This window comes from Photorhabdus sp. RM323S (assembly GCF_042879375.1).
Taxonomy (GTDB): Bacteria; Pseudomonadota; Gammaproteobacteria; order Enterobacterales; family Enterobacteriaceae; genus Photorhabdus; species Photorhabdus tasmaniensis.
This window is the reverse complement of sequence record NZ_JBHFKZ010000016.1, coordinates 57,504-84,108: the sequence shown is the minus strand read 5'-3', so window position 1 is coordinate 84,108 and position 26,605 is coordinate 57,504. Positions and strand designations below refer to the sequence as shown.

Below are 26,605 nucleotides of genomic sequence, written 5' to 3'. Positions count from 1 at the left end.
GTGACCCGTATCCAGCAGGAGCTGTGGTCGTCACTCTGGCCGTAACGGTCCCACAGAAATTGCAGCCGGATACGGCCGTATTTATCACAGAAGATTTCTTCACCCGCCGGGCCGACCACTTTGGCTATCTGCGAGCCATTTATGACCGGTTTGAGCGTCGGCATTGGACGCCAGTGTTGATGCGTCGGGATAAAGGTGAAGTGGTTGCTCATCACCGTGCCGGACTCCCCGGTGGATTGCGCCAGCGCCTGCGGCTGTCTGCCACTATGAGCGACGCTGACCAGCTGCCAGAGCTGGTTGAGGTCATCGCGGGGGTGGTCGGTGAGGGTAAACAGCACGCCCGGCTGCATTGCGGCGTCGTTACTTTCACCGTAGCCAGTCAGGGCATTGTTGCGCAGGGCTTCCAGCCGGTAGCGGGTGAAATCGGCTCCGTGCTGCTCGTCTTTAAAGCGCCCGGGAAAATCAAAATCGGTTTCCCGGTACTGAACGCAGAATTCCCGTTCCGGGTGTGGGTAACGTAGCCTGAACACGACATCCCGGACACCGCTCTCTTTGAGCAGGGTGGTGAGAATGGTTTTGATATCCTGCTGCTGAAAAATCCGTGAATTCTGGCGCAGGGTGGTGCGCCACATATCGGGGCGCACCGTCATCTCATAGCGGGTTTGATGTTTGCCGGTGTTGCCCTGCACAAAGCTGGCGACCATGCCGGTGACGGTGCGCTCGATTTTGCCTGCGCGCAGGATGGTCAAGGTGGCGCGGGTATCAAGGACGGCGGCGAAATCAATCGCCGGGTCAGCACTGGCTAAACTGACCGCCAGATTAAAGGGGGTAGAGAAGGCTTCGTTGAGTGAGAAGGCGGCCACCACAAAGGTTTCAGGCGGTAATCCACCGGCGGTGAGGGTAAAGAGTAAGCCGCCGGCGCTTTGAGCCGCTAGCCGGTCGGCAATGTGTTTGGCACTCGATGGCCTGGGTTGATTTTTCTGGAATGACATCACGCCCCCTTAAATTATTCATGAGGATATTCAACGCACAGACCCTCGGCCCGGCGGTTTTTTGCGTGTAGTCATCAAATAATCAAGGGATCAAAGGGACCGCCTTGAGGAAAAGCATTAAGACAATGAGGTTGCTAGCAGTCTGTTGCTGATAGTCTTGTTGATAACCTTCATTGAGCAATCAAGCAGGTAACCTGGGCTGCTATGCCATGGGTTACCTCAGAGAGAGTAAAGACAAAGAATGAATAGTTTTATCTGTTTAATATCTGTTCGGAAAAATATAACAAAAAATGTATGGTGTCTCGTTTGTTTGATTGGTTAATATCCGATTAATTTTAAAAGTGTGACGTAAGTCACTAATTTTTTTGTGGTGCGGTTGTCACGCAGTTAGCGTTTCAAGCCTAACAGGCGAGAGTGGGATGCGAGGGGATGGTCTTGCCCAATGTTTGATATCGTGGAGCATGGCGGAACAGATTTTTCCCTGACAAGCCCCCATGCCGCATCGTGTTGCCATGCATCTGTTTGAATATTTCCTTGTTCATCCAGTAAGCAACTAAGCAATTTGAAACTGGCGTGAAGATCCAATTTGTCGTTTTACCGCCACGATATGGGGTTAATTTATTGATTAAATAAGATTTCAAAAGAGTAGATCACTGGAGGGAACTCAGTCCGATTTTGACGATCTGATCAATCGTCAAAAATCACAAATCACCAAACGGACTGCGTTATGCCTGTCATAGCATCAATACTCCGAAATGAACGACGTGACACGGAACCACTGTTGTCAATTTATGTGGCAATATTTACACTATTTTAACCCGCAATAACATGGCTTTTCTACGAGTTTATTATAGAAAGGGACCAGAGACAGGATGCTATTTTTGACCCTTTTTTAGTGGTCAATTATAACTTATTGATTTAATTAAGAGATTATCTTGTGCTTGGAAAAAGGGTTTTTCTCCTTTATAGTCGTTTTGCTCTTTAATAATCAATAGATTAAAGTTAATATGCAACAGTTCACTGCCGTACAGGCAGCTTAGAAAATTGGCGAACCGTGGGATACCATTAAAAAAATGGTTCACTGCCGTACAGGCAGCTTAGAAATGGGAAAATAAAAAAGCCAGATTCTGTTCGTCGTTCACTGCCGTACAGGCAGCTTAGAAATTTTTTTTGTAAGTTAAGCAGGTCGTTATAGGGTTCACTGCCGTACAGGCAGCTTAGAAATTTTGGGCTAAATTTATAGTAACTGATCACAAGTTCACTGCCGTACAGGCAGCTTAGAAAATTCCCGGAATGATAATCTTCATTCGATATGTGTTCACTGCCGTACAGGCAGCTTAGAAAGATAGAGAGCCGCTTCATGACATGATATTCAGGTTCACTGCCGTACAGGCAGCTTAGAAAGATGAACGCAATTATCTTGTTAACCTGCTAAAGTTCACTGCCGTACAGGCAGCTTAGAAAATAACGCTTTGGGTAATCGTTATTTGTCGGCAGTTCACTGCCGTACAGGCAGCTTAGAAACGATTACCGGGGGCTGGCAGATGGCTCATCACGTTCACTGCCGTACAGGCAGCTTAGAAAAGTCACGCGGAGAATAAACCCGCGCTTCTGCGTGTTCACTGCCGTACAGGCAGCTTAGAAATGTTTCTTTTAGATTTTCTTTTAGCACATTCAGTTCACTGCCGTACAGGCAGCGGCGCACTCAATTGAGTGCGCTAAAAGGGGAAAAAATCTTGCTTCCTGGCGATATGCATCAATTCTTATGTTTCTGAGCATATTCTTCACTATTAACCCATTGATGGTCTTTTTCCCAGGTAAATAGCCATTTGCGGGTTGGTCCGGCCATGACGTTGAGATAATAATTGTCGTAACCGGCAATGGTTGCTACTGGGTGATAACCTTTAGGAACCATCACGACATCCTTGTTGTAAACAGCCATTGATTCATCCAGTGAACGGTCATCGGTATAGACGCGTTGCATACAGAATCCTTGAGATGGGTTCTGGCGGTGGTAGTAGGTTTCCTCCAGATAGGTTTCCTGTGGTTCGTTGTCCATATCGTGTTTATGGCTGGGATAGGAGCTGGTGCAACCTTCATCGGTAAAGACTTCGACCACTAACAAGCTATCAGCCGGTTTGTTATCCGGCAGGATATTGTGAATATAGCGCTGGTTGTAGCCGCGCCCGCGTTTTTCTGCGTCAATATCTTGTGGTGAAATCAGGCGCGTCGGGTAATTTCCTTTACCCGGTGCCTGGCATACCGCCAGTTCGAGAGCCGTGTCGGCAATGACGTCAACCGATTCTCCGGCGGTGATATAAACTGCATAGGGTTTTTTGCGTTCAAATGGCCCCATGCGATCACCAATATGCGCAAATTTCTGATGTGGCGTGGTGACCGTGGCTTTCCCAGCCACCAGCACCAGACAGGTTTCGTTTTCTGATGCCGGTATTGCGATTTTTTCATTTGGAGCCAATTCATAAACATCGAAGTGGACATATTTCCAGTTTGCAAATTCCGGCGTGATATGTTGAGTGCGTTTGTTTTGATCCGGTGCACGATATTTTGATAATAATTTGGACATATTATCTACCCTCAGTATTGCTTTTGCGTAAGTCAAGTCGTGATTAATTAAAACAATCCGGCATCCTTGGCAAATTTGTGTAAGTTGTTATAACCCATCGTTGCGTAGGTGAGCGGGTGCGCAACGGCAGGATCTTGTTCTGCTTCAACCACCAGCCAACCGTTATAATGGTGCTTTTTTAGTACCTGAAAAATTGACGGATAATCTACACAACCCTCTCCCGGTACGGTAAATACGCCATTCAGCACTGCATTAAGGAAACTGGTTTTACAATTTTTCACATCCTTGAGGACATCAGGGCGGATATCTTTGCAGTGAACATGGTTGATTCGTTCTGCCCAGCATTCTGCAACCGCCAATGGATCAGCACCAGCAAATGTCAGATGGCCGGTATCTAGCAACAATCCAACTTCATTTCCGGTATTTTTCATCAAATAATCAATATTTTCCGCAGTTTCAATGACGGTTCCCATATGGTGGTGATAAGCAATCTGAACGCCTTGTTCTTGAGTGTAATGAGCGAATGCAGTCAGTTTTTCACCGTATTCTTGCCAGCGATCAGCGGGAAATTGAGGGCGAAGATGGACCGGCTTGCGCTGATCGCCGTGAATGCAATTTGTCACTTCAGCAAATACCATCACATTAGCCCCCAGTTCGCGTAACAATGTCAGGTGAGCCTGTGCCGCTTTAATCTCTTCTGCTACCGAACGGGTGAGTAATTCACCAGAGTACCAGCCGGAGACCAGTTTTAGATCGTGTGCGGCAAGAATGGGGCCGAGTACGCTGGCTTGACGAGGGAATTTATTGCCCAGTTCAAAACCGGTAAAGCCTGCCTGACGGCCTTCAGTTAAACAGGTTTCCAGCGAGGTTTCTGCGCCAAGAGTGGGCAAGTCATCATTGGTCCAGGTTAGAGGGTTAATACCAAGTTGAACCGTCATTATGAGTCTCCAGTAAGATGAAATAATTTTGTTATATTCCTATCCGCGCTGACGCCACAGACTAATCAGGTTGTGATAGTTGGTTTTTATTTGTTGAATCAAGTTGTTATCATCAATTTCATTTTTTAGCCACTGTAGAGAAGGCCGACCGAACAGGGTTCTTCCGACAGCAAAACCTTTAACGATAGATTTTCCGGCTGCGGCATTGAAACCGGCTTTGAGTTCTTCCTGTGGTGCATCAAGACCAAGAATCACTACGCCGTGGCAATATGGGTCCCGTTGCTGGATTAAATGGTTAATCTTGTCCCAGCTATCGGCGCTGAGAGGTGGAAGTTTCCACCAATCCGGTTTAATGCCAAGGTTATAAAAGCGTTTGAGCGCCCGGATATAGTATTCATCTGCATGTTTCATTTCCGCAGGTAAGATCACTTCCAGCAAAAGTTCATGGCCGGACTTACCGCAGGCGGCATAAATTTCCTGAATTTTTTTCTCTTGTTCCAAACGAAGCGAGTGAGCATCTTCTGGATGAAAAAACACCAGACATTTAACGATCTGTTCCAGCGGCCAGTCGATCAGTTGGGAACCGATATTGCCATGTTCCAGACAGAGCGGGCGGGAGCCAGGGAGTTCAATTGGCCGGCCTATCCACCAACCCTGGCCGGTCATTTCATTTAGAACATCCTGACCAAAAGTGCTGTCACATAACAGGCCCGCTTTTCCTTGTAATCCAGCTTTTGCGGCCACTTCCCGGCTGGCACGCAGTAAAAGTTGTTTTAATAATGGGATCCGCTTGAGGCTGGTATCGGCTTGACGGGCCATGTCGATAAATTGGATACGGTGGTCAAATGCCATCACGTACAGTTCATCCCACTGATTTTTACGGGCGCCAATACGGTGAAGGTGATTTAGTGTTTCATCCAAATCGGGGCGTGGTACCTGATGGGTTCGTGACAGATAGTTATCAAGCTCTTTTTTATTTGGCATTGCCGGAGCACACCCATGACGGGAAACAACTAATGCACCACAGGCATTGGCGTAGGCACAAGCTTTCTCCCAGCCTTCGCCATTAAGGTAGCCCCGCAACAGGCCGGACATAAAAGCATCCCCCGCACCCAGTACGTTGAGGACATCAATCTGAATTCCCTGTACGGTAATGCTATCGTCCAGATCATCAGGAATTGCAGCGGTGAAAACAGAACATCCCAGTGGCCCACGTTTGCAGACCAGTTCCGCAGAAGTCTGTTCACGGATATTGCGTAGTGCTTCGATGGTATCTGTGGCACCGCCCGCAATGTGAAATTCTTCTTCTGTTCCAACAATCAGGTCAAACAGTGATAACACTTCCTGTAACTGGATGGTTACCTGTTCTGATTCGATATAACGGGTTTCACCATCTCCCAGAGAAGTCAGCCCCCAAAGTACAGGGCGATAATCAATATCAAGAACCGTTTTCACACCATTACCGCGGGCATAGTTAAGGGCAGTTAATACTGCCTCGCGGGTATTCGGATGAGAGAGGTGTGTTCCGGTAATTACCAAACAGCGGGCTGATGCAATGTATTCTTCGCTGAAATCATCACGGGTAATCGCCATATCGGCGCAGTTGTCACGATAGAAAATCAGCGGAAAAGTTGTTTTATCTTTGATCCCCAGTAGCACCAGTGCAGTAAGACGTTCTTTATCAGTAATCAGGTGGCTGGTATCACACCCGACGCGTTGTAACTCTTCCCGGAGAAAACGGCCCATGTGTTCATCACCAACTCTGGCCAGCATGGAAGATTTAAGTCCCTGACGGGCAGTACCATAGGCAACGTTACCGGAAGAACCACCAAGATATTTTGCAAAACTTCCCATGTCTTCCAGGCGAGCCCCGATTTGCTGACCATAAAGGTCAACGGCGATCCTTCCCATACAGATAACATCAAACTTTTTTTGCTGATCCATTGAACAACTCCTTATTGAGTACAACATCAAGTGTTGCTATGGTGTGCTCCGATAATGGAGCGTTAATTAAAAAAATTAATTAATTTCAGTGACATTCACCCAGCGCTGTTCTTTATAAGAATGGGCAATAGCATCCAGAATACGCGAGACTTTCCAGCCTTCGGTGAAATCCGGCCACATTTCTTGATTGTTGGCGATACCATTAATCAAATCCCTGATTTCCACTGTTTTTTGATCATTGAAGCCGATGCCATGACCCGCGCCGTTGCAGAATGGTGCGTAATCAGGGTGCTCCGGGCCAATAAGAATAGTTTTAAAACCTTGGCGGTTTGCGGGTTCATCGTGGCAGTAAAGTTTTAATTCGGCCATTCTTTCCTGTGTGAAACTCAACGTCCCTTTTGTTCCTGTGATGACGTAGTTCAATCCCATTTTTCGGCCACAGGCAATACGGGAAGTTTCAATAATACCCATTGCTCCGTGGTTGAAACGGACTATAGCGTGTGCTTGATCTTCGTTTTCTACCGCTACCATAATGCTGGAACCTGTTTCTTTCGGGCGTTTTTTAACGACGATGTCCATATCCCCGCAAACGGTTTGAATATCATCGACCAGATATTGCGCCATATTGATGATATGAGCAGCAAGATCACCCAATGCCCCTAATCCGGCTTGATCGTTGAAACAGTGCCAGTGAATAGGATTGCGTGGATCAGCCAGATAATCTTCGTTATGAGTGCCGTAGAAATGGACGACTTCACCGATTTCACCTTTTGATATGATCTCTTTAGCCAGTTGTGCCGTAGGGTTTTTTATATAGTTAAAACCTACCAGTGTTTTCACGCCGGCTTTTTTGGCTGCTTCGGCCATTAATTTTGCATCAGTTGAATTGAGTGCCAGAGGTTTTTCGCAATAAACATGTTTGCCGTGCTTAATCGCTTCAAGCGCCATCTCTTTATGAAGGAAATTGGGTGAGCAGATATCGACAACATCAATATCAGGATCTGCTACCAATTCGTGCCAATTATTGGTAAAGCGCCGGAAACCTAATGCTTTAGATCGTTTTGCTGCAAGTTCAGTCGTCACTTCCGCTACCATTTCACACACGAGTCTGCCGGCCAGAGGGAAAACAGTCGGAGCTTGTGTATAAGCAATTGCATGTGCCCGCCCGATGTAACCAGCACCAATTAATCCGATACGAATTTTTTTCATCATGGTTTCTCCGAATTAAAGCTGACAAACCGTTTATTGCGTGCAGTAGGTTTTTGAGTGTTTGTTAACCCTGGTTGTTGTCGCACACCTGTTATACGGAATGTTTGTTTCATGTTAAACTTTTTTAGAAATATTAATTTCGAGTTGTGATCTGATCAGGATTTTTCAGATAACATAGCGTTATAAAGAGATTTTTCTATTGTTTCTTAAACAGAACCTTACCCACTTTAGAGAACAGATAAAGCAGGATTAGTGCCGCAATCAGGTAATAAATAATCATTATTATTGTGGGAACATGATGTGCGAGAAATACGTACATAGAAATCGCGCCCAAAACAATTAACCATGCAACAGGTTTCACCATAGACCACGGCGTAATATCTACTTGCTCGGTATAAACATCTGCAAATGGTTTGGCTGGAAAGAAATAACCAATAGTCAGCATGAAAATAATATTGAGGGCAAATAAAATACCGACCAAATGAAAGAAATGCAGGTCAATTTTTAAAATGAAGTTACAGATAATATAAGCGGACATACCGAATAGCAGGCCGAGTTTAGCGGCAATAGGGGGCACACGTTTAGTCATTAAGCCGACCAGTACCACACTAAGAATGGGGGCGTTAAAAATTCCCTGTAATTGTTGAATGAGATAGAACAGGCCATCCGGCGCATTAGCAACTAATGGGGCAACGATCATGGTTATTAAAGCCAACCCAAGCCCCAGATATTTACTAACAGCGACGGTTTGAGCTTCGGTTGCTTTGTTGTTGATGCGTTGTCTGTAGATATTAACGATAAAAAGTGTCACAGATGAATTAAGTCCTCCACTAAATGTGGAGAATACGGCACCGACAACGACAGCCGCAAAAAAGCCAACCAATATTTCAGGCAAAACCAGATGTACCAATTGTGGATAGGCATTATCCGGGTTATCTATTTGTCCTTTGAAAATATGGAACGCAATAATGCCTGGCAGAATAATAATGGATGGAATGATGAGCTTAAAGAAGGCACACAACATGACGCCTTTTTGCCCTTCGGCCAAATTTTTTGCACCAAGCGCTTTCTGAACGATTGATTGATTGGTACACCAGAAAAACATATTGGAAACAATTAAACCGGTAAATAAAGTGGAGAAAGGAACCAGCGAATCCTCACTGCCGATAGAGTTAAATTTATCAGGGTTAGCCTGATAAACTGCAATTAACCCTTGCCAGGCATCGCCATTGCCGACATACAGCAAGGCAAAAATTGTTACCATTAATCCACCGACGATTAAGCCGACGCCGTTAATCGTATCCGCCACTGCAATCGCTTTAATACCCCCAAAGATAGCGTAAATGGCACCTAATCCACCGACACCCCAAACCATAACCCATAACGCTGTGGTTTTATCGACGCTGAATACATTTGAAACCTGGAAGAGACTTTCTAATGCAATCGCACCGGTATACAACACAATTGGCAGCAGTGAAATGACATACATAGCCAGGAATAGTATTGAGGTAATAAGCAGGGTATTTTTGTCAAACCGGCGTTCAAGATATTCAGGAATGGTTGAAATGCCGAATTTCAGATATTTAGGCAGGAAATAAATAGCAAATAAAACAATGGTAATCGCGGCTATTACTTCCCAGGCCATGACGATAAATCCGGCTCGGAATGCTAACCCATTTAGACCGACTAAATGTTCTGTAGAAAGGTTCATTAATAGCATAGAACTACCGATATAAATACCGGTGAGAGAACGCCCGCCAAGAAAATAGCCTTCAGTGGATTCTGTCAGCCGGGCATTATGTGTTTTGTAATAAGCAAAGCCAGCGACTAATAGGGTAAATCCGATAAATGAGAGAAAAGCTGACATATTATCCTCCACGCCTGATTGCCGGTTTTCAGGCAGAAATGAGCTGACGGGAAAGGGGTTTTTCCCGTTTTTATTGTGAAAATAAATTGTGGGTCAGTTATTCCGGTGTGGCCTGTTTTATAATTTGATTTCTTTACCAGAGTACAGGGATTCAAGCGCTTTATCGGCCAGATAGAGTGCCTGTTTGCCATCAAAACCACTGCATTCTGATGTGGCACGGTCAGCCATGACATTGACGAAATGATCCCATTCAGCAATGTAGGCATCCCGGTAACGTTGCAGGAAGAAGAGCTCTGGTCTGGCGGCTAAACAGCCGGTGTTTTCCCAGAGTTCAACGCTGTTTTCTTTGAGGTTACCGGCACTAAGCAACCCTTTTTCACCATGTAGTTCAATCCGCTGGTCATAGCCATAACCGGAACGGCGGCTGTTAGTAATAGTTGCCATTGCGCCTGATGGGAATTTCATAACGATAAAGGCGGTGTCAATATCACCTGCTTGCCCAATTGCCGGATCAACCAGATTACTGCCTTGGGCATATATTGAACATGGTTCTTCACCGAGAATAAAACGTGCCATATCGAAGTCATGTATTGTCATATCCCGGAACATCCCCCCAGAGGCTCTGACGTATTCAGCAGAGGGAGGCGAGGGATCACGGGAAGTAATGAGCAGAGATTCGGCTTTGCCTATTGTGCCGGTATCAAACAGTGTTTTTAACCGTCGGAATTGCGGATCGTAGCGACGGTTAAAACCAATAAATAAGGGGACTTGATACTGTTTAACGGTTTCAAGGCAGTGATGAACACGTTCAATATCAAGGTGAACCGGTTTTTCGCAGAAGATTTTTTTGTGATATTTTGCTGCGAGTTCGATCAGATCTGCATGAGTGTCCGTCGCAGAGGCAATAAGAACACCATGAACTTCCGGATCCGATATTGCCTGTTCAACGGCTTGTACTTTTGTCTGGTATTTCCGTGCTAAAGATTCAGCACTTTCTTGGTTCGGATCGACAACGGAATAAAGACAGGTTTCTGTATGATTAGCGATATTCGCTGCATGTACCTGCCCAATACGCCCGGCGCCAAATAATGCAATGTTGAACATGGATGCTCCTTGATACCTGAGGACTGCTTTTGGGATATTCAGGAATATATCAAATAAAACATTTATTTCAATTTAACTATATTTTGAAATTATATTTTTGCGTGCCGGATAGCATTTTGTAATTATAATATTGGATTTATGTTAATCAGATCACGTAAAGTAAAATTCGTACTGGCCGGAATAAACTATTTTTCCTTTAAAAACCAATGAAAATATCGATTCGATTAAGTTATTGCTGCGTTTAGCATAAAGATTGAATAAAAGGGTAAAGCAGTTTATTTTCGAAATAAAAATTTCAAAAATAGTGTTGAAATTCATCAGGGAAGGTGGCTTGCCAGATGGCAAGCCGTCAACCGTTAATACTGACGTATCTTGGTTGCAATCATCTCCTTTATTTTCTTTGATGCGGATTCTATCGCGGGATTCTCTGCTACCTGTGCCGTTCCTATTCGCCACCATGATTCATAATCATGTGTCATGGTCTTCGGCAGTACTTTGATATCTATCAATACGGGTAAGGCCTGTTTTCTGGCTTCCTGTAATGCGTAAAACAGCTGTTGTTCATCGTGAACGCTGTAACTTTTGCAGCCGTAGCTTTCGGCATTTTTGGCAAAATCGACTTTAATCAGTTTTCCATCCATGTCACCACTTTCTGGGTTCCGGTAACGGTTTTCTGTACCAAAACTGCCCATTCCCTGGCTCATTTGCAAGTTGTTGATACAGCCGAATCCGGCGTTATCAAACAGTAGCACGGTGATTTTGATATTTTCCTGTACTGCGGTTTGCAGCTCTGAATGAAGCATCATATAAGAGCCATCACCCGCTATGGCATAAACGGGTTGGTCGGGACAAGCGAGTTTGGCACCAATAGCAGCGGCTATCTCATAGCCCATACAGGAATAGCCATACTCAAGATGATAGGTATCCGGTTGTTTAGGTTGCCATACCCGCTGTAAGTCGCCGGGTAGGGAACCTGCGGCACCAACAATAATCGCTTCGGGTTCAAGGTATTTATCCAGTAATCCCAATACCCTGGTTTGTGTCAGGCGGGTTTGTAATGTCTGGCGGTATTCTTCCAATTTATCATCAAGATGACCGGGGATTTCTGGCGTAAAACCTTCCTGATACTGAATTTCGAATAGACGATTTAACTCTTTTCGCCACACTGCCTGCGCCTGAGAAATTTCATCTTGATAACTACTGCGATAATTCGATTGAATAAGCTGCTCTGCAATAGCAGTTAATCCTGCCCGGGCATCTGCCACAACAGGGACCGCATCCAGTTTACCGGCGTCGAATTCCGCTACGTTGAGAGTGAGAAATTCAACCTCTGGATTTTGAAATAGCGACTTGGATGCGGTTGTGAAATCAGTAAACCGGGTACCGACGCCAATAATTAAATCCGCTTCTTTGGCTATCAGGTTGGCTGTAAGACAGCCTGTTGTGCCTAAACCACCACAATTAAGTGGATGGCCGGCAACCACCGCGCTTTTACCTGCCTGTGTTTCAGCAAAAGGGATATTGAAGTTTTCTGCGAACTGACGGAAAGCTTCATGGGCTTCTGAATAGCGCACACCGCCACCGCAGATTAACAAGGGCTTTTTCTTGCGGCTGATGAGTGTCACTGCATCGTTGATCATGGCGACAGATGCTGGGCGGCGTTCAATACGATGGATCCGTTTTTGGAAGAAATAGTCAGGAAAATCCCAAATCTCGCCTTGAACATCTTGCGGCAGACAAATTGTGACAGCGCCGGTATCAGCGGGATCGGTCAGAACTCGCATGGCATTAATCATTGCGCTCATGAGTTGTTCCGGTCTGGAGATACGATCCCAGTAACGGGAAACAGGGCGGAAACAGTCGTTTGTGCTAATAGTAGCGTCATGGAATTGCTCAACTTGCTGTAAAACCGGATCAGGTTGGCGACAGGCGAAGAGATCACCGGGTAATAGCAACAGCGGGATCCGGTTAGCTGTAGCGGTTGCAGCGGCGGTTACCATATTGGCAGAACCAGGGCCGACAGAGGAGGCCACAGCGAAAATCTGTTTGCGCTTTTTCTGCTTGGCAAAACCGGTTGCGATATGGGCCATGCCTTGCTCATTGCATCCCTGGTAAACGGTCAAGTGACCGGGATCTTGCTCCAGTGCTTGGCCTAATCCGACAACATTACCATGACCGAAAAGGGTAAAAATTCCTCTGATGAAGGGGGATTGTTCACCGTCTATTTCCACATATTGTTGATTCAGGAATTTCACCAATGCTTGAGCGGTTGTCATTGTTGATTTGTTCATGCTACAGAACTCCATTTTATTCCATCGTTGGCATGATAAAACTGCTGGCATGATGTTCTAACCTGATACTTTCCGGCCAACGGCTGGTGACTGTTTTCATGCGGGTGTAGAAACGGACCCCATCATTGCCATGAACGTTAAGTGGACCAAAAATTGAACGTTTCCAGCCACCAAAGCTGTGGAATGCCATTGGTACCGGAATTGGGACATTAATGCCGACCATACCGGCCTGTACCTCTTCGCTGAATTGGCGGGCGGTTTCTCCATCGCAGGTGAATATGGCGGTACCGTTACCATATTGATGGTGATTAATTAACGTTAGTGCGGTGGCATAATCAGGTACACGAACAATGGCCAGGACCGGGCCGAAAATCTCTTCCTGATAGATTTTCATCTCTGGCGTGACGTTATCAAACAGCGTCGGGCCAATAAAATAGCCATTTTCATAACCGGGAACATTGAGTTGACGGCCATCGATCAGTAGGCTGGCCCCTTGTTCTTCGCCGCTGGCGATATAGTCACAGATTTTGGCTTTGTGCTGGGCTGAGATAACCGGGCCCATATCATTCTCTTTACTTGCAGTCATACCGGGGCCGACAGACATTTTGCTGATCTGTTGATGTAGTTTTGCAATCAAGGCATCAGCGGTTTCATCCCCAACCGCTAATACCACAGACAGCGCCATACAACGTTCTCCTGCCGCGCCAAAAGCTGCACCCATAATGGTGTTACAAGCCATATCAAGGTCCGCATCCGGCATGAGAATACAGTGGTTTTTTGCCCCCCCGAGTGCCTGACAGCGCTTCCCATGAGCAGAGGCCGTCGTGTAGATATATTCGGCGATAGGGGTAGAACCAACAAAGCTAACGGCTTGTACTCTCGGATCAGTCAATAGTACATCAACTGCCTCTTTATCGCCGTTGACAACATTAAATACGCCATCAGGTAAACCGGCTTGTTTAAGCAGTAGTGCCAATTCAACAGCAAGAGAAGGATCTTTTTCTGAAGGCTTCAATACGAAAGTGTTTCCTGTCGCCAGAGCGATAGGAAACATCCACATAGGAACCATTGCCGGGAAGTTAAAAGGGGTGATACCGGCACAAACACCTAAAGGTTGCATCAATGAGTGGCTATCGACGCCTGTTCCGGTATTAGCGGAATGTTCACCTTTTTGCAAATGAGGAATGCCACAGGCAAATTCAACGACTTCCAGACCACGAGTTAATTCACCGATAGCATCTGAGTAGATTTTTCCATGCTCTTCTGAAATCAGTTGCGCTAATTTGTCTATATTGGCTTCCAGTAATGTTTTGAACTGGAACATCACACGGGCACGTTTAAGCGGTGAAATTTTAGACCATTCGCGATAAGCCTGATGAGCAGTTGCAATTGCCTGCTCAACTTCATCGGCTGTGCTTAGTGCGACCTGACGTATCTGTTTTCCCGTCGCTGGATTGAAAACAGGAGAAAAACGGGTGCTGTGACTAGGAATGAGTTGCCCGCTGACATAATTCTTTATTTGTTCCATTCTAAGCCTCTCTTGCAGATGTTAATGTTTGTACTGAATCAGAAACGTTGGTAACAGGTATATGGAATATTTATTTCATTTTCAATGATATTTGGCGCAAAAAGCAATTGGTGTGATCGGCGTAATGTTTTTATGAATAGTTGGTAATTAGGTAACTAATTAGTTGTTAATCAATATGATGATAATAGTAAATCATGAAAATTAATGGATTATATATTTCATTTTCAACTATAAAAATGAAATATGATTCATCTTATGCTGCAAAACTATTACAATTGCTGGCGATAAATTTTATGGGGGATTTATGTCTGTAGCATCGAATCTGAATGAATTTCAAGAACAAGTCCGTTCACGCTATGGTGAATTGAGTAAACGCTTGCAACAAGTAGCCCGATATGCGCTGGATAATACTAATAGTATGGCTTTTGATACGGTTGCTGTGATAGCCAAAGAAGCTGATGTTCCTCCATCAACATTAATTCGTTTCGCTAATGCGTTTAATTTCAGCGGCTTTAATGAAATGAAACAGCTATTTCGTGTGCATATGGTAGAAGAGACCGCCAGTTATGCAGACAGAGCCAGATTATTCAGGGAACTGGATGGTGAGCAGGAGCCGCTGGAAGATCCACAGCATATTTTGCAGGAATTTGCTCGTTCAAATGTGCAGGCTATGCAACAGTTAGCTACCCGAACAGCCCCTGAAGATTTAAAAAACGCGGTAGACTTATTGGCTCAAGCTAAGAATATCTACATTATTGGGCTGCGCCGTTCTTTCAGTGTGGCTGTTTATCTCTCTTATGCATTGAGTCATCTGGAATGCCGTCCATTATTAGTGGATGGTTTGGGGGGGATGTTCAGGGAGCAAATGAACTTAATCGGGCAAGAAGATGTTGTCGTTTCAATCAGCTTTACCCCTTATGCAGAAGAGACAGTGATGATCAGTGAGAGGGCAGCGAAGGCCGGGGCGAAACAGATAGTGATTACTGATAGCCAGATTAGCCCCCTTGCCAGTTTCAGTGATGTCTGTTTTGTGGTTAAAGAAGCACAGGTGGATGCATTTCGTTCCCAGTCTGCAACGTTGTGTTTAGTGCAATCTTTGGCAGTTGCTCTGGCTTATCGGCAAGGAAACACTATTTAATTTTGAAATGGCGTTCTTGTATTCCTGATGAACACTTTAATCATTATTAACCCGTTGGTGCCGGCGGGTTAATTTCTACCGGGTTAGTGGAAAAATCTCTGTTTAAACAAAATGTAAACCTGATATTGATAACCGGTTTTTTATACGTAAATGTTGTTGATTCCTATTGACAATAATTATTTAATAATCGTTTGGAGTTATGGTTTTAAAGAGGGATCACACGATGATTAAAGGATCGCGTTACATTTTCGTCATTTTATCTGCAATTTCTTTCCAGTCATTTGCTTTAAATTTCCATTACAAAAGTGATATTCCGGCAGACAATAAGCCATCGGCAGAATATATGAAGCAGAGAGAAAATCTTGAATCCAACCATTTGAATGTGGATAAACTCACTGCGGATAATGAACTTGTGAAAAAATGGGAACAGAAAAAACAGGTTGAAGAAACAAAAAGATATGCCGAACGCTGGCAGGATGATGAACGATTTAATTATGGGATCAATGGAGGATTGAATCATAGATTTAATGATTCAATCCAGCGGGATATTGAACGAGCTCATCGAATTGAACAGAACGGGGGAATGACCAGAAGTAACTTTTTTGATAAGAAATGATCACTATTCAAAGTTATTTGAGTAGTAAATTAAATGAGTTCACCTCTATAATTTATTGGTTAACAGTCGTAACCCTTTGGCTGATATTGCTTTTTTGTCCGGCTATGCTTCCCAGTTGAACATTTGAATGGTTATTTAAGGGATGGTGCTCAATAAGAGTGAACAGGCAATACAGGCTTATTTTTCAATGGATTGATGGTATTGCAGTTGATACATATCTGGATCCTCATAACTATTAAACTGAGGGAAATAAATATAGTTAAGCCATCAATCATAACGGCAGTACACTGATGGATTTGTTTTTAGGGGCATAAAGCCATCTTATGATTCAGATGGCTTTATGCTGGCGATAAATATTATTGAGCTTTTGCTTCTGACTTATCAGCATAATTGAGTAGACGGCGGATGGGGACAATTAACACCATCAACACGGCCGCGCAAATAATCAGAGCCAGAGATACGCGGGAGAACAGATCAGGCAGGCTGTCCAGTTGATCTGCACGAACATGTCCACCAATCAGGCCTGCGGCCAGATTACCCAGTGCATTTGCACAGAACCACAAGCCCATTACCTGACCACGCATTCGGGATGGTGCCAGCAGCGTCACAGTGGCAAGGCCAATCGGGCTAAGGCACAGTTCACCGAGTGTCAGAAACAGAGAACTGGATACCAGCCAGAAAGGAGAAACGGTTTCACCTGTTGCCAGCACATTTTGCGCAGCCAGAATCATCACGCCAAAACCACCAGCGGCTAACAGAAGACCAATAATGAATTTACTGATACTGCTTAGGTTGATATTGTTTTTTGCCAATCTGGGCCAGAACCAACTGAATACGGGGGCCAGCAGGATAATAAACAGTGCATTAATCGACTGGAACCATACTGTCGGGATCTCAAACCCCATTACCATACGGTCAGTATAATCATTGGCAAACAGGTTGAATGAAGTTGGTGTTTGCTCGTATGCAGACCAGAAGAATGCAGCAGATACCAGCAGGATAAAACAGACCAGCAGGCGCGAATGGTCACTACTGCTTAAGCCGGCAAACAGGAACAGATAGGCAAAGTAAAGTATTACACAGGATGAGATCACATAGACCATTGTGCTGGCTACGGTTATCGGATTGAATGGAATTATACCAAGGATTAGCAGAGCAATAATGGCAATTATAGCGATAACAGTAGCAAAGACCCATTTGCCGACGTTTTTACGCTTTACTGTAGGGCGATCCCAATTTGAATCCAAACCACCCTCTTTATCATATTGGCGCATCAAAGGGATCGTGTAGAAACGGAATATCAATAGGGCAGCCAGCATTCCCAATCCACCGATACCAAAACCCCAGTGCCAGCCATAGTCACGAACCAGCAAGCCTGTAGTCAGCGGAGCAATGAAGGAACCAATGTTAATTCCCATATAGAATAGGGAAAAACCACCATCACGGCGTGGGTCATCTTTTTTATACAGAGTTCCGACCATAACGGTGACACAGGTTTTAAACAGTCCTGTACCTAGTACGATCAGTAATAAACCGATGAAAAACAAGTGATGACTTAAAAAAGCGGAAAGTGCGATAGACAGATGTCCTAACGCAATAATGATCGAACCATACCAGACGGCTTGACGTTGACCTAACCAGTTATCTGCCAGCCATCCGCCAGGCAGGGCAGTCAAATAAACACTACCGGCAAAAATACCAACAATAGCAGCTGCTTGTTCACGAGGAATACCCATACCACCATCGTAGATGGATGCCGCCATAAACAAGATCAGTAGTGGGCGAATACCGTAGTAAGAGAAACGTTCCCACATTTCTGTGAAGAACAGCGAACTTAATGGATAAGGATGCCCAAAAAAGGTTCGGTTTTTTGTGTTGTTAATAGAGGATTGCATCTAAGTTTTCCTGTAATACTGCACTCTGGGAGTGTAGTGTGTGCAACAAATCAAGCTCTTGAAAAGCTCTCTCAGCGTTGGTTTAGAGCAAACAAAAAAGCCACGCTTTTTTAGTAAATGACATCCTGTCTTATTAATATATTTTTAACATACTTTCCGGCTAATTTTATTAATAAACAGGATATCTCGTGCTTTATATTCCATTTTTCATGGTAAAGTTCGACAGAAATCTCATTTTTTATCACGTAATGATGATAACTATTGACTTATTCATATTTTTGTAAATAAAAAGATTTTAAAGTCATTCAATAATAGTTATGAGATATAAATAATTTTTTCAGAGTCCAGATATTGAGAGTGATAATGAAAGGTAAAAAAGTACAGTCATTTGATTGTTAGCTTTGTTTTTATTTAGCCATTTTAGTTTCTATTTTTTGTATAAAAATCGGTAATGAATAGGATTAAAAGGTACAACACCAGTATTGGAATAAGATAATGGACTATCAGGCTGTATTGAAACTCATTATGGCCGTTTCTTGGATGAAGAAACAGCCGCTAATGATATTTAATGAACTTTGTCAGCCTGCCCGTACAGAGAAGGCTGACCATTAGGTCGGGTTTTAAAGCGACGATGTAGCCACATATATTGATCAGGAGCCTGTAAGATCTCCTGTTCCACGATTTTGTTCATAAAAGCTGCTGCTTTCACTTCATCATCTTTAGGGAATCCATCTACCGCAGGTTGAATAATTAATTCATAACCTTTTCCGTCAGGCAGACGGCGGGGGGTAAATGGGATCATTGCCGGATCAGCGAGACGCGCAAGGATAGAGGTGCCTGTGGTTGTTGCAGCATGTTCTACCGCAAATAGTGGCGCGAATACGCTATTTCGTGGGCCGTAATCATGATCGGGCGCGTACCAGACGATTTCACCATTTTTCAGGCAGCGGATCATGCCTTTGACATCTTTCCTATCCAGCATATATTTGTTGGAGCGCAGTCGTCCCCATATTTGTAACCAATCCACGACCGGATTATCATTTGGGCGGTAAACACCAATTCCCGGATTGAGTAAACCGATAATTCTGGCACCCAGTTCCAGCGTCAGGAAATGAATACCGATAACGACAATTCCTTGTCCACTAGCCTGGATTTTCTGGATGTTTTCCCGCCCGGTAACTTTAAACCAGCGTTCTACCCGCCAGTCCGGCCAAAACCAGGCTATACCTGTTTCAAATACCCCCATTCCGACGGATTCGAAGTTTTTTATTAGCAGCTCACTGCGTTTCTCTTGCGACATATCCGGAAAACATAGCTCAAGATTTCTTTCGGCAATTCTGGTGCGTTTTTTCAAAAAGCGCATGGAGAATCTGCCCAGACGGGTGCCTATCCAATAAATAATGGGGTAGGGGAGCAGGACCAGCAAGTAAAGCAGGCTGATACCAAACCAGGTAAGCCAATAACGGGGATGAAGCAATGAGCGTTGAAAAGAAGGTGCGTGTATCATGGATTCTCAGGTTATTTATGGTTCCAAATAAGATGGACAAAACAATTCGCCTATTGTGACACTTTTTGACGGGATATCGAAGTTTTCAGACATGAAATGTTTAGGATATCGATTGTGAGTCATGTTCTGGCCGGTTCTACTAAACTGCCTGCTGTTTTCTTTCGCTAGTAGAGTGGCGTGTTCGTCTGTCATCCAGTTTTGCTATCCGTAAAGAATGATGTCTTATAAGTTGTTGATAAATAGTTATTAAAATAGTTTTCTAGAGGCTATTTACAATGTGGGTGGATAATATTACTGTTTGTATAAACAGTAATGTTCGTGGAGGGAAAAACTATGCATGTAGAAGTGACTATCGATAAATCTAAGAAGCTGCCAAAAGGTGCTGTCCCCGCTCTTGCTGTAGAACTGGATAACCGTCTTAAACGCCGTTGGCCTGATATTAAAACCAATGTGAAGTTAGCGGGTAATGATGGGCTATCTGTCTGTGGTGGTACTCCCGATGACAGGAAAGTTGTTGAAGAAATTCTGCAAGAAACATGGGAAAGTGCTGATGATTGGTTCCAGCCCTGAATGAGGGTTAAGCTAAATTACAGCCAGTTAAACCTGTCGGTTGCCAGCAACCTGAGGTGTTTATCCTATAATCTGTGATGTGAAGGATTTCATGATCAATCGATGGGAGGGGAAGACCTCCCATTTTATTATTGATTTCCTGTTACCGCGTTACAAATTACTACTCGTTGAAAATCATTTTCGTTATCATACCTGCTTGATGGCGGAGGTCATCACTTATTACATTTAATCTTATGACTTGAAATTCAGGAAAGTACACCATGCCAGTGTTACATAACCGCATTTCTAATAAAGAGTTGAAAGCACGTATGCTGGCGGAGAGCCAGCCTCGTACTACCATCTCTTTTTATAAATATTTTAATATATTAGATCCTCAGGCTTTCCGCGATAGCCTGTATCAACAGTTTACTGAGTTTTCAGTATTTGGCCGGGTTTATATTGCCAAAGAAGGGATCAATGCACAGATAAGTGTACCAACTCATCAGCTGGAAGCATTTAAAGCGTTATTGTATTGCGTCGATCCTGCATTGGATAATTTGAGGTTGAATATCGCCCTTGATGATGATGGAAAATCTTTCTGGGTTTTGCGTATGAAAGTGCGTGACCGCGTAGTGGCTGACGGTATTAAAGATGAAACTTTTGATTCATCAAAAACCGGTGAATATCTTAAAGCAGAGCAGGTCAACCAGATGTTGGATGATCCTGAGACGCTATTTGTCGATATGCGTAATCACTATGAATATGAAGTCGGGCATTTTGAAAATGCAATTGAAATTCCTTCTGATACCTTCCGTGAACAATTGCCAATGGCAGTGGAAATGTTGCAGGATAATAAGGATAAAAACATTGTGATGTATTGCACCGGTGGTATTCGGTGTGAAAAGGCCAGTGCTTATATGTTGCACAATGGTTTTAGAAACGTATATCACGTAGAAGGCGGTGTTATCGAATATGCCCGTAAAGCCAGGGAGCAGGGATTACCAGTGCGTTTTATGGGTAAAAACTTTGTATTTGATGAGCGGATGGGAGAACGTATTTCAGATGATGTCATTGCTCATTGCCATCAATGTGGAGCGTCTTGTGATAGCCATATTAATTGTAAGAATGATGGTTGTCACCTGTTGTTTATTCAGTGCCCGGAATGTGCTGCTAAATTTGAAGGTTGTTGTAGCGAAGCATGTGGGGAAGAAGTCAGGCTACCCGAAATGGAACAGCGTGTTCGTCGGGCTGGTCGAGAAAATGGAGCAAAAATATTTAATAAATCCCGGCATCGTCTACAGGAAGGATTGAATATTACCTCATTACAGTTGACTAAATAGTATTGTTAATAGCTGGCACAGAGAGATTGTTGTGCCAGTTTATTTTAAGATAATAGCTTTTTCAGTAGAGATATTTAAATATATTGTAAATAAAACAGAGTTCAATTCTATTATGCACTTTTATTTTTTCAGCAATATGCCTTTTATGAGAGTATACTGTGCTATTACTGATGTTTAGTTTTTGGGATATCCGGTAATTCGGAGCTTCTTTCATCCAGTAATCGATGACTTTATGCTCTTGAGGACTAAAAATAGAACAACATTCATCAATTGTCGCCCGATGTTTCTGAATTTCTTGTAATGTTATTTGACTCAATTTATTAAGTAAATAGGGAAGGTTTTTCTTTGCCAGAATAAAAGTATTGTTTTTCAGTGCAATATGATTTTCACAGTAAGGATAGTCGCTATTAAGGTATATATAGATACGTGTGTTACCTACAAGAGTAATAAATTTCTGTAAATGAGAACAATAACTGGAATGGTGACAATAATGAGTTAAATTAACTAAAATAATATCAGGAGAAAAACGTGCTACAATATCTATAGCTTCGTTAATTGAAGGTGAATTAACAATTTCAATATTTTCAACATTGTCGTTTTTCTTTAAAAACTCACTGATACCTGAACGGGTGTAATAGCACTCTTCAACGACTAAGATTTTCATTATTGTACGCCCCTGTTCCTGTTTGGCCGAACTCACAATAAACGCCTTATCTATCGATAGTCAACTCGGCAATTGCGATAGTTAAGTCAGCTTAATCCGAAATTATTATCTAATGATATGGTATTATAGACAAAATCGTTGGGGTGAATCAATGTGCCTCCAGGCCGGACACCCAGTTACTCGGGTGTCCGGGCTTGAGATTATTAATGCTTAGTATGGTTCAGATCGCTGTATTCTGAGGATTCGATCTTTTCAATTCCTGCCTGGAGGATGTATATCAACTGCTTTGCAATGTCAGTTGTCAACCATAAGGTTCTATCTACCATGACATGTTCTGGTGTTTGATCTTGGGAGGACAAATAGTGAAGGCGTAGCATCACGGCATCATACGTATCAACGGTACTGACATCCCAACCTACAACAGGATGCGTTTGAATAACTTCATCTTTACTGCCCATAAAACCTCCTAATCAGATCACTGCATTATTTATTAATATCATTGACTAAGAGCAAACTACCTCATTCTTGAATGAGTCATTATCAGTATATGCTTTTTAATGAAAGTAAGAAGGTTTTTTGTTAGGAATTATTGGCCCATTCGCTGGTGGGTTGATAGGCCATGTAAGTTAATGGGGACGATGACTATCCCCATGTGTATGTCAGTCTGCTACTTTTACTTCCCAGCGAGCATCTTCGCCAGCCAAAAATGGAATAAGTTTTTCATTGTTGCAATCAATGTGCTCAATGACCATGGAAGATTTGCGAGTCAATTCGACAAAGCCTTCGTTGACGGGCAGTCCATAAAATTTAGGGCCATTAAGTGAACAGAAAGCTTCAAAATGGTGTAATGCATTCATCTCTTCAAACACTGTTGCGTAAGCAGGTAATGCAGATGGCGCGTTAAATACGCCGGCACAGCCACAGGGTGACTCTTTTTTGTGCAGCGAGTGAGGTGCAGAGTCTGTACCTAAGAAAAAGCGATCACAGCCACTGGCGATGACGGCTCGCAAAGCATCCTGGTGAATATTGCGTTTCAGAATAGGCAGACAGTACAGGTGTGGGCGTATTCCACCAACCAGCATGTGGTTACGGTTGAACATTAAGTGTTGTGGAGTTAATGTTGCTCCCAGATTATTACCGCCTTCCAGTACATATTGGGCAGCTTCTTTGGTTGTTATGTGTTCAAACACAATTTTCAGTGCCGGGAACTGATTACGCAATGGTTCCATTACCTGTTCAATAAAACGGGCTTCTCGATCAAAAATATCGATATGGGAAGCAGTAACTTCACCGTGTACGAGCAGAGGCATCCCCAGTTTTTCCATTATTCCTAATAATGAATAAATATTCTTTATATCAGAGACACCGTGACTTGAATTGGTTGTAGCATTGGCAGGGTAGAGCTTACAAGCGGTAAAAATGCCTTCTTTATAACCCATTTCTATCTGAAAACTATCAGTAGAATCAGTAAGATAACAAGTCATAAGAGGCTGGAAATTATCCCCTTCGGGGATGGCTGCCAGTATTCTGTCTCGATAGGCTTTGGCACTAGTTACGTCTGTAATCGGCGGAAGCAGATTAGGCATGACGATAGCCCGCCCGAAATAGTGACTGGTATAAGGAACGACAGTTTTTAACATTTCACCATCACGGAAATGAATGTGCCAGTCATCAGGGCGGCGGATTTTTATTGTATATGATTTAGTGGTCATGAAACCGGCTCCAGTATATATGATAGGAAGGAAATATGCTGAGTTCAGCATATTCAAGCCGGGAATGGATAATAAAGCTAAAACAGTTAAATAGCTATTAATGAATGTAATCTTTAGTAAAAAATTTAGTTAAATCAATAAGCTTAGGGTAATCAGAGGTGGATTTTCTTATCAACAAGAAAAAAATGAAATATGAGGGTAAAACAAGAAATGAAGTTGGCTCCTCCAACTGGACTCGAACCAGTGACATACGGATTAACAGTCCGCCGTTCTACCGACTGAACTATGGAGGAACTCCTTCACAACGGGGCGCATATTAGCGGCACACTTTTGCTTTGTCAAAGCAGAAAACGACAAATAAGGTTTGTTTGCTGGTAAACTGAACTTGTTGGTTTGTTTTTATGCTGAATAATAGTTGTTTGCTGGAATGGTATGCTACAAAGGTGGGTTTGATAGAATTATTGTGTCTTTGTCACATTGTCAGTGACTGGCGAGATTAGGAAAGCAAAAAGCCCGCATCAAGCGGGCTTTTCTTAATTTGGCTCCTCCAACTGGACTTGAACCAGTGACATACGGATTAACAGTCCGCCGTTCTACCGACTGAACTATGGAGGAATTGCGTTACAACGAGGTGCATATTAGCGGTACACTTTTGCTTTGTCAAAGCAGAAAATAACAAATAAGGTTTGTTTGCTGGAAAACTGAACTTGTTGCTCTGTATTTATGCGGAATGAAGGTTGTTTGTTGGAAACTGTATGCTATGGAAGTCAGTTGATTAGGATTATAAATGTTACGTTGTAACTGAAGAGTGGGGTCAGAAATGCAAAAAGCCCGCACTAAGCGGGCTTCTCTAATTTGGCTCCTCCAACTGGACTCGAACCAGTGACATACGGATTAACAGTCCGCCGTTCTACCGACTGAACTATGGAGGAATTGTTCCTGAGAACGGGGCGAATAATAGCTAGGTATTTAGGGCTTGTCAAAGGGGAAAATTGAAAATTGAGTTTGATTGATTAACTGATGTCCAAAATTGTGTTTTTTACTATTTTTTAATCAATCAAACTTTCCAGTTCAGGAAATACAAGAATTAACTAATATCTATCTATGATAGTTAGATAGTGGAAATGTTATCTGTTTTTTATTTATAAAATAATTGATTATGAGTATTAAAAATATAAGTAAATATATATCCAGTAACTTTATTTCAATGTTATTTATAGAATTTTTATATTTAATAATAATTTCCTATTTTATTTATTTTAACAGGTCACTTATTGTCTTTTGATATTTATTAGTGAATTTACTTGTCTATAATTCTTAATTGAAAAAGTAATTTGTTCTCTAACCTCCAATTTGTAAAGCATGGTATTAATCGAGGCTGAAACAGATGTAAAAGAGCTCGCCATTGATAACGAAGTTTTATTCACCGCTAACATGCTAAGATATTTTTAATTTAGTAATAGATATATATTAACATACAAAATGCAATAAAATAAGTAAAAGCCATCTCAGAAAAATATTGGATATTATAAAGTTAAACTGTTATTGAGGAGGTAAAAATAATCCTAAATATAAAATCAGTAGCTAGTATTTCTCCCGAAAAGAGTGATTGATTTTCTGGTGATTTCTATAAAACAAATGAGGAAAAGTCATGAAGTTTTTAATTAATACTGATGTAACTAACTGGGTTTCACATAAAGATTGGTTTAACGTTCCATTACGATTGTTTGTAGTTCCAAAGGATGATGATGGCTCGGTATTATTAGATAATTATAAAAGTAAAATTGTGGTGCATGGCTTGAATGATGGCGAATATGAAATTGTAAATAACAATAACATATTTGATCCTATCAGTAGAACATCTGAAATATGGGTAAAAGTCAAAACAGATCAAAAAGTTAATGCTACAGTTAAGTTTGTTGCTGAAGTCACAGATGCGAGTGACAATGTAGTTGCAGAAGCCGTTCTAGATCGATTCAAGCTTAAATCAACAGGATTGGCTGCGCCTATATATCCGGCAAATTATGATAATGTTATTGACAGTGGTGATATAAGAGCAGGTGTTAAAGTACTTTTTGCTGATTCGAATATTTTAAATAAGCATGAACTGAAATTTATTTTTGATAATAATGTTGAAGTTGTTCCAAGTGTACAAGATAGTAATGATATCCGTAGTTTACCTGTAAAGAATTCTCTTCTTACTGCGGGTAAACACGATAGTGTTTATTATACTATTAGCGAAAGCGGTAGTGCTAAATTCTCTACTGTTCAACGTATACGTGTAGAGCTTGATGAAAATCCTGGGACAACTCAGATTCGTCGTGATTTGGAAGTGCCGTATATTGATGAATATGATGAGAGTAGAGGGCGACCAATTGGTGAGAGTATTATTGATTATGATATCAATATTATGGTCAGCGATGTTAAACTTAAAGATAAGGTATTGAAAGAAGGTACAGTTCACATTAAAGGGTATTCTGCTGATAATCAGGACGCAGGAGAGATATTATTAAAGATAGAGTCTTTAAGTGGTGATGAAAATAATATTTTCCGTTTAGCTGTAATTAATCCTAAAGGAAATGTTGATGGCCAGCCGGGTGGTATTGATTTTTTCAATTATATAGGTAATGGTCAAGTAAGGATTCATTACGAAATATCATTTGTTGGTGAAGTAAACATACTGCATAAATCTAAAGAGAGAGTTTATAAAGTCGTTCTTGATTAATC

The 26,605-nt window shown here is 42.6% G+C and carries 19 protein-coding genes, 3 tRNA genes, 1 pseudogene and 1 CRISPR repeat array; of the genes and pseudogenes, 6 read left to right on the top strand and 17 right to left on the bottom strand.

Going from position 1 to position 26,605, the window contains the following annotated elements:
• The 9 genes from tssI to ACGF7G_RS09620 form a co-directional block, all read right to left on the bottom strand.
• The coding region (gene tssI / locus ACGF7G_RS09660; protein WP_387465023.1) for a type VI secretion system tip protein TssI/VgrG at window positions 1-992 on the bottom strand (992 nt) is incomplete at its 3' end.
• A gap of 1,015 nt (window positions 993-2,007) precedes the next feature.
• Window positions 2,008-2,697: direct repeats of the CRISPR family, unit length 28 nt; unit sequence GTTCACTGCCGTACAGGCAGCTTAGAAA.
• Between the two features lie 51 nt (window positions 2,698-2,748).
• Window positions 2,749-3,576, bottom strand: a complete 828-nt coding sequence (gene iolB, locus ACGF7G_RS09655; protein ID WP_387465021.1) for a 5-deoxy-glucuronate isomerase — start codon at window positions 3,574-3,576, stop codon at window positions 2,749-2,751.
• A 47-nt stretch (window positions 3,577-3,623) separates the two neighbouring features.
• Window positions 3,624-4,514 (bottom strand): myo-inosose-2 dehydratase, encoded by an 891-nt coding sequence (gene iolE, locus ACGF7G_RS09650; RefSeq protein WP_387465019.1) that lies wholly within the window; start codon window positions 4,512-4,514, stop codon window positions 3,624-3,626.
• A gap of 39 nt (window positions 4,515-4,553) precedes the next feature.
• Complete coding sequence (gene iolC, locus ACGF7G_RS09645; RefSeq protein ID WP_387465017.1) at window positions 4,554-6,458, bottom strand: 5-dehydro-2-deoxygluconokinase; 1,905 nt, start codon at window positions 6,456-6,458, stop codon at window positions 4,554-4,556.
• Between the two features lie 75 nt (window positions 6,459-6,533).
• Window positions 6,534-7,667, bottom strand: coding sequence for a Gfo/Idh/MocA family protein (locus ACGF7G_RS09640; RefSeq protein WP_387465028.1), 1,134 nt, complete (start codon window positions 7,665-7,667; stop codon window positions 6,534-6,536).
• Window positions 7,668-7,863: 196 nt separating this feature from the next.
• Window positions 7,864-9,534, bottom strand: coding sequence for a solute:sodium symporter family transporter (locus ACGF7G_RS09635; RefSeq protein WP_133815939.1), 1,671 nt, complete (start codon window positions 9,532-9,534; stop codon window positions 7,864-7,866).
• 117 nt (window positions 9,535-9,651) lie between these two features.
• The gene (gene iolG / locus ACGF7G_RS09630; protein WP_387465016.1) at window positions 9,652-10,638 is read right to left on the bottom strand and encodes an inositol 2-dehydrogenase; all 987 of its coding nucleotides are present in this window, start codon (window positions 10,636-10,638) and stop codon (window positions 9,652-9,654) included.
• 356 nt (window positions 10,639-10,994) lie between these two features.
• Entirely contained in the window at window positions 10,995-12,929 is a 1,935-nt protein-coding gene (gene iolD / locus ACGF7G_RS09625) for a 3D-(3,5/4)-trihydroxycyclohexane-1,2-dione acylhydrolase (decyclizing) (protein ID WP_387465015.1), read from the bottom strand.
• A 16-nt stretch (window positions 12,930-12,945) separates the two neighbouring features.
• Window positions 12,946-14,457 carry a CoA-acylating methylmalonate-semialdehyde dehydrogenase gene (locus ACGF7G_RS09620; RefSeq protein WP_387465013.1) on the bottom strand — a complete coding sequence of 504 codons (1,512 nt, stop codon included), beginning with the start codon at window positions 14,455-14,457 and terminating at the stop codon, window positions 12,946-12,948.
• A 304-nt stretch (window positions 14,458-14,761) separates the two neighbouring features.
• Between ACGF7G_RS09620 and ACGF7G_RS09615 the strand changes: the two genes are divergently transcribed.
• The 3 genes and pseudogenes from ACGF7G_RS09615 to ACGF7G_RS09605 all read left to right on the top strand — a co-directional run.
• Window positions 14,762-15,595: a MurR/RpiR family transcriptional regulator gene (locus ACGF7G_RS09615; protein WP_387465011.1), complete on the top strand. Its 834-nt coding sequence runs from the start codon at window positions 14,762-14,764 to the stop codon at window positions 15,593-15,595.
• A 223-nt stretch (window positions 15,596-15,818) separates the two neighbouring features.
• Window positions 15,819-16,211 (top strand): hypothetical protein, encoded by a 393-nt coding sequence (locus ACGF7G_RS09610; RefSeq protein WP_387465009.1) that lies wholly within the window; start codon window positions 15,819-15,821, stop codon window positions 16,209-16,211.
• 137 nt (window positions 16,212-16,348) lie between these two features.
• Window positions 16,349-16,450: pseudogene (locus ACGF7G_RS09605) on the top strand (type II toxin-antitoxin system RelE/ParE family toxin); the annotation flags it as partial.
• Between the two features lie 117 nt (window positions 16,451-16,567).
• Here the strand turns inward: ACGF7G_RS09605 and ACGF7G_RS09600 are convergent.
• A complete protein-coding gene (locus tag ACGF7G_RS09600) occupies window positions 16,568-18,106 on the bottom strand; it encodes a peptide MFS transporter (RefSeq protein WP_387465007.1) in 1,539 nt (512 codons plus the stop codon).
• Window positions 18,107-18,671: 565 nt separating this feature from the next.
• The gene (locus ACGF7G_RS09595) at window positions 18,672-19,613 is read right to left on the bottom strand and encodes a Kdo(2)-lipid IV(A) acyltransferase (RefSeq protein WP_387465005.1); all 942 of its coding nucleotides are present in this window, start codon (window positions 19,611-19,613) and stop codon (window positions 18,672-18,674) included.
• 333 nt (window positions 19,614-19,946) lie between these two features.
• Between ACGF7G_RS09595 and ACGF7G_RS09590 the strand changes: the two genes are divergently transcribed.
• Complete coding sequence (locus ACGF7G_RS09590; RefSeq protein WP_387465003.1) at window positions 19,947-20,183, top strand: DinI-like family protein; 237 nt, start codon at window positions 19,947-19,949, stop codon at window positions 20,181-20,183.
• A gap of 260 nt (window positions 20,184-20,443) precedes the next feature.
• Entirely contained in the window at window positions 20,444-21,502 is a 1,059-nt protein-coding gene (locus tag ACGF7G_RS09585; RefSeq protein ID WP_387465001.1) for a rhodanese-related sulfurtransferase, read from the top strand.
• Between the two features lie 61 nt (window positions 21,503-21,563).
• Here ACGF7G_RS09585 and ACGF7G_RS09580 read toward each other — a convergent pair whose 3' ends face one another.
• The 6 genes from ACGF7G_RS09580 to ACGF7G_RS09555 form a co-directional block, all read right to left on the bottom strand.
• Window positions 21,564-22,166: a LuxR C-terminal-related transcriptional regulator gene (locus ACGF7G_RS09580; protein WP_387465026.1), complete on the bottom strand. Its 603-nt coding sequence runs from the start codon at window positions 22,164-22,166 to the stop codon at window positions 21,564-21,566.
• Window positions 22,167-22,369: 203 nt separating this feature from the next.
• Window positions 22,370-22,624: a biofilm formation regulator BssS gene (gene bssS / locus ACGF7G_RS09575; protein WP_011146095.1), complete on the bottom strand. Its 255-nt coding sequence runs from the start codon at window positions 22,622-22,624 to the stop codon at window positions 22,370-22,372.
• Between the two features lie 201 nt (window positions 22,625-22,825).
• A complete protein-coding gene (pyrC, locus tag ACGF7G_RS09570; protein ID WP_387464999.1) occupies window positions 22,826-23,878 on the bottom strand; it encodes a dihydroorotase in 1,053 nt (350 codons plus the stop codon).
• A gap of 217 nt (window positions 23,879-24,095) precedes the next feature.
• Window positions 24,096-24,171: transfer RNA gene (locus tag ACGF7G_RS09565), tRNA-Asn, on the bottom strand.
• Window positions 24,172-24,417: 246 nt separating this feature from the next.
• Window positions 24,418-24,493, bottom strand: a tRNA-Asn gene (locus ACGF7G_RS09560).
• Between the two features lie 241 nt (window positions 24,494-24,734).
• A tRNA-Asn gene (locus ACGF7G_RS09555) sits at window positions 24,735-24,810 on the bottom strand.
• Window positions 24,811-25,529: 719 nt separating this feature from the next.
• Between ACGF7G_RS09555 and ACGF7G_RS09550 the strand changes: the two genes are divergently transcribed.
• A complete protein-coding gene (locus ACGF7G_RS09550; RefSeq protein WP_387464997.1) occupies window positions 25,530-26,603 on the top strand; it encodes a hypothetical protein in 1,074 nt (357 codons plus the stop codon).
• Window positions 26,604-26,605 lie beyond the last annotated feature (2 nt).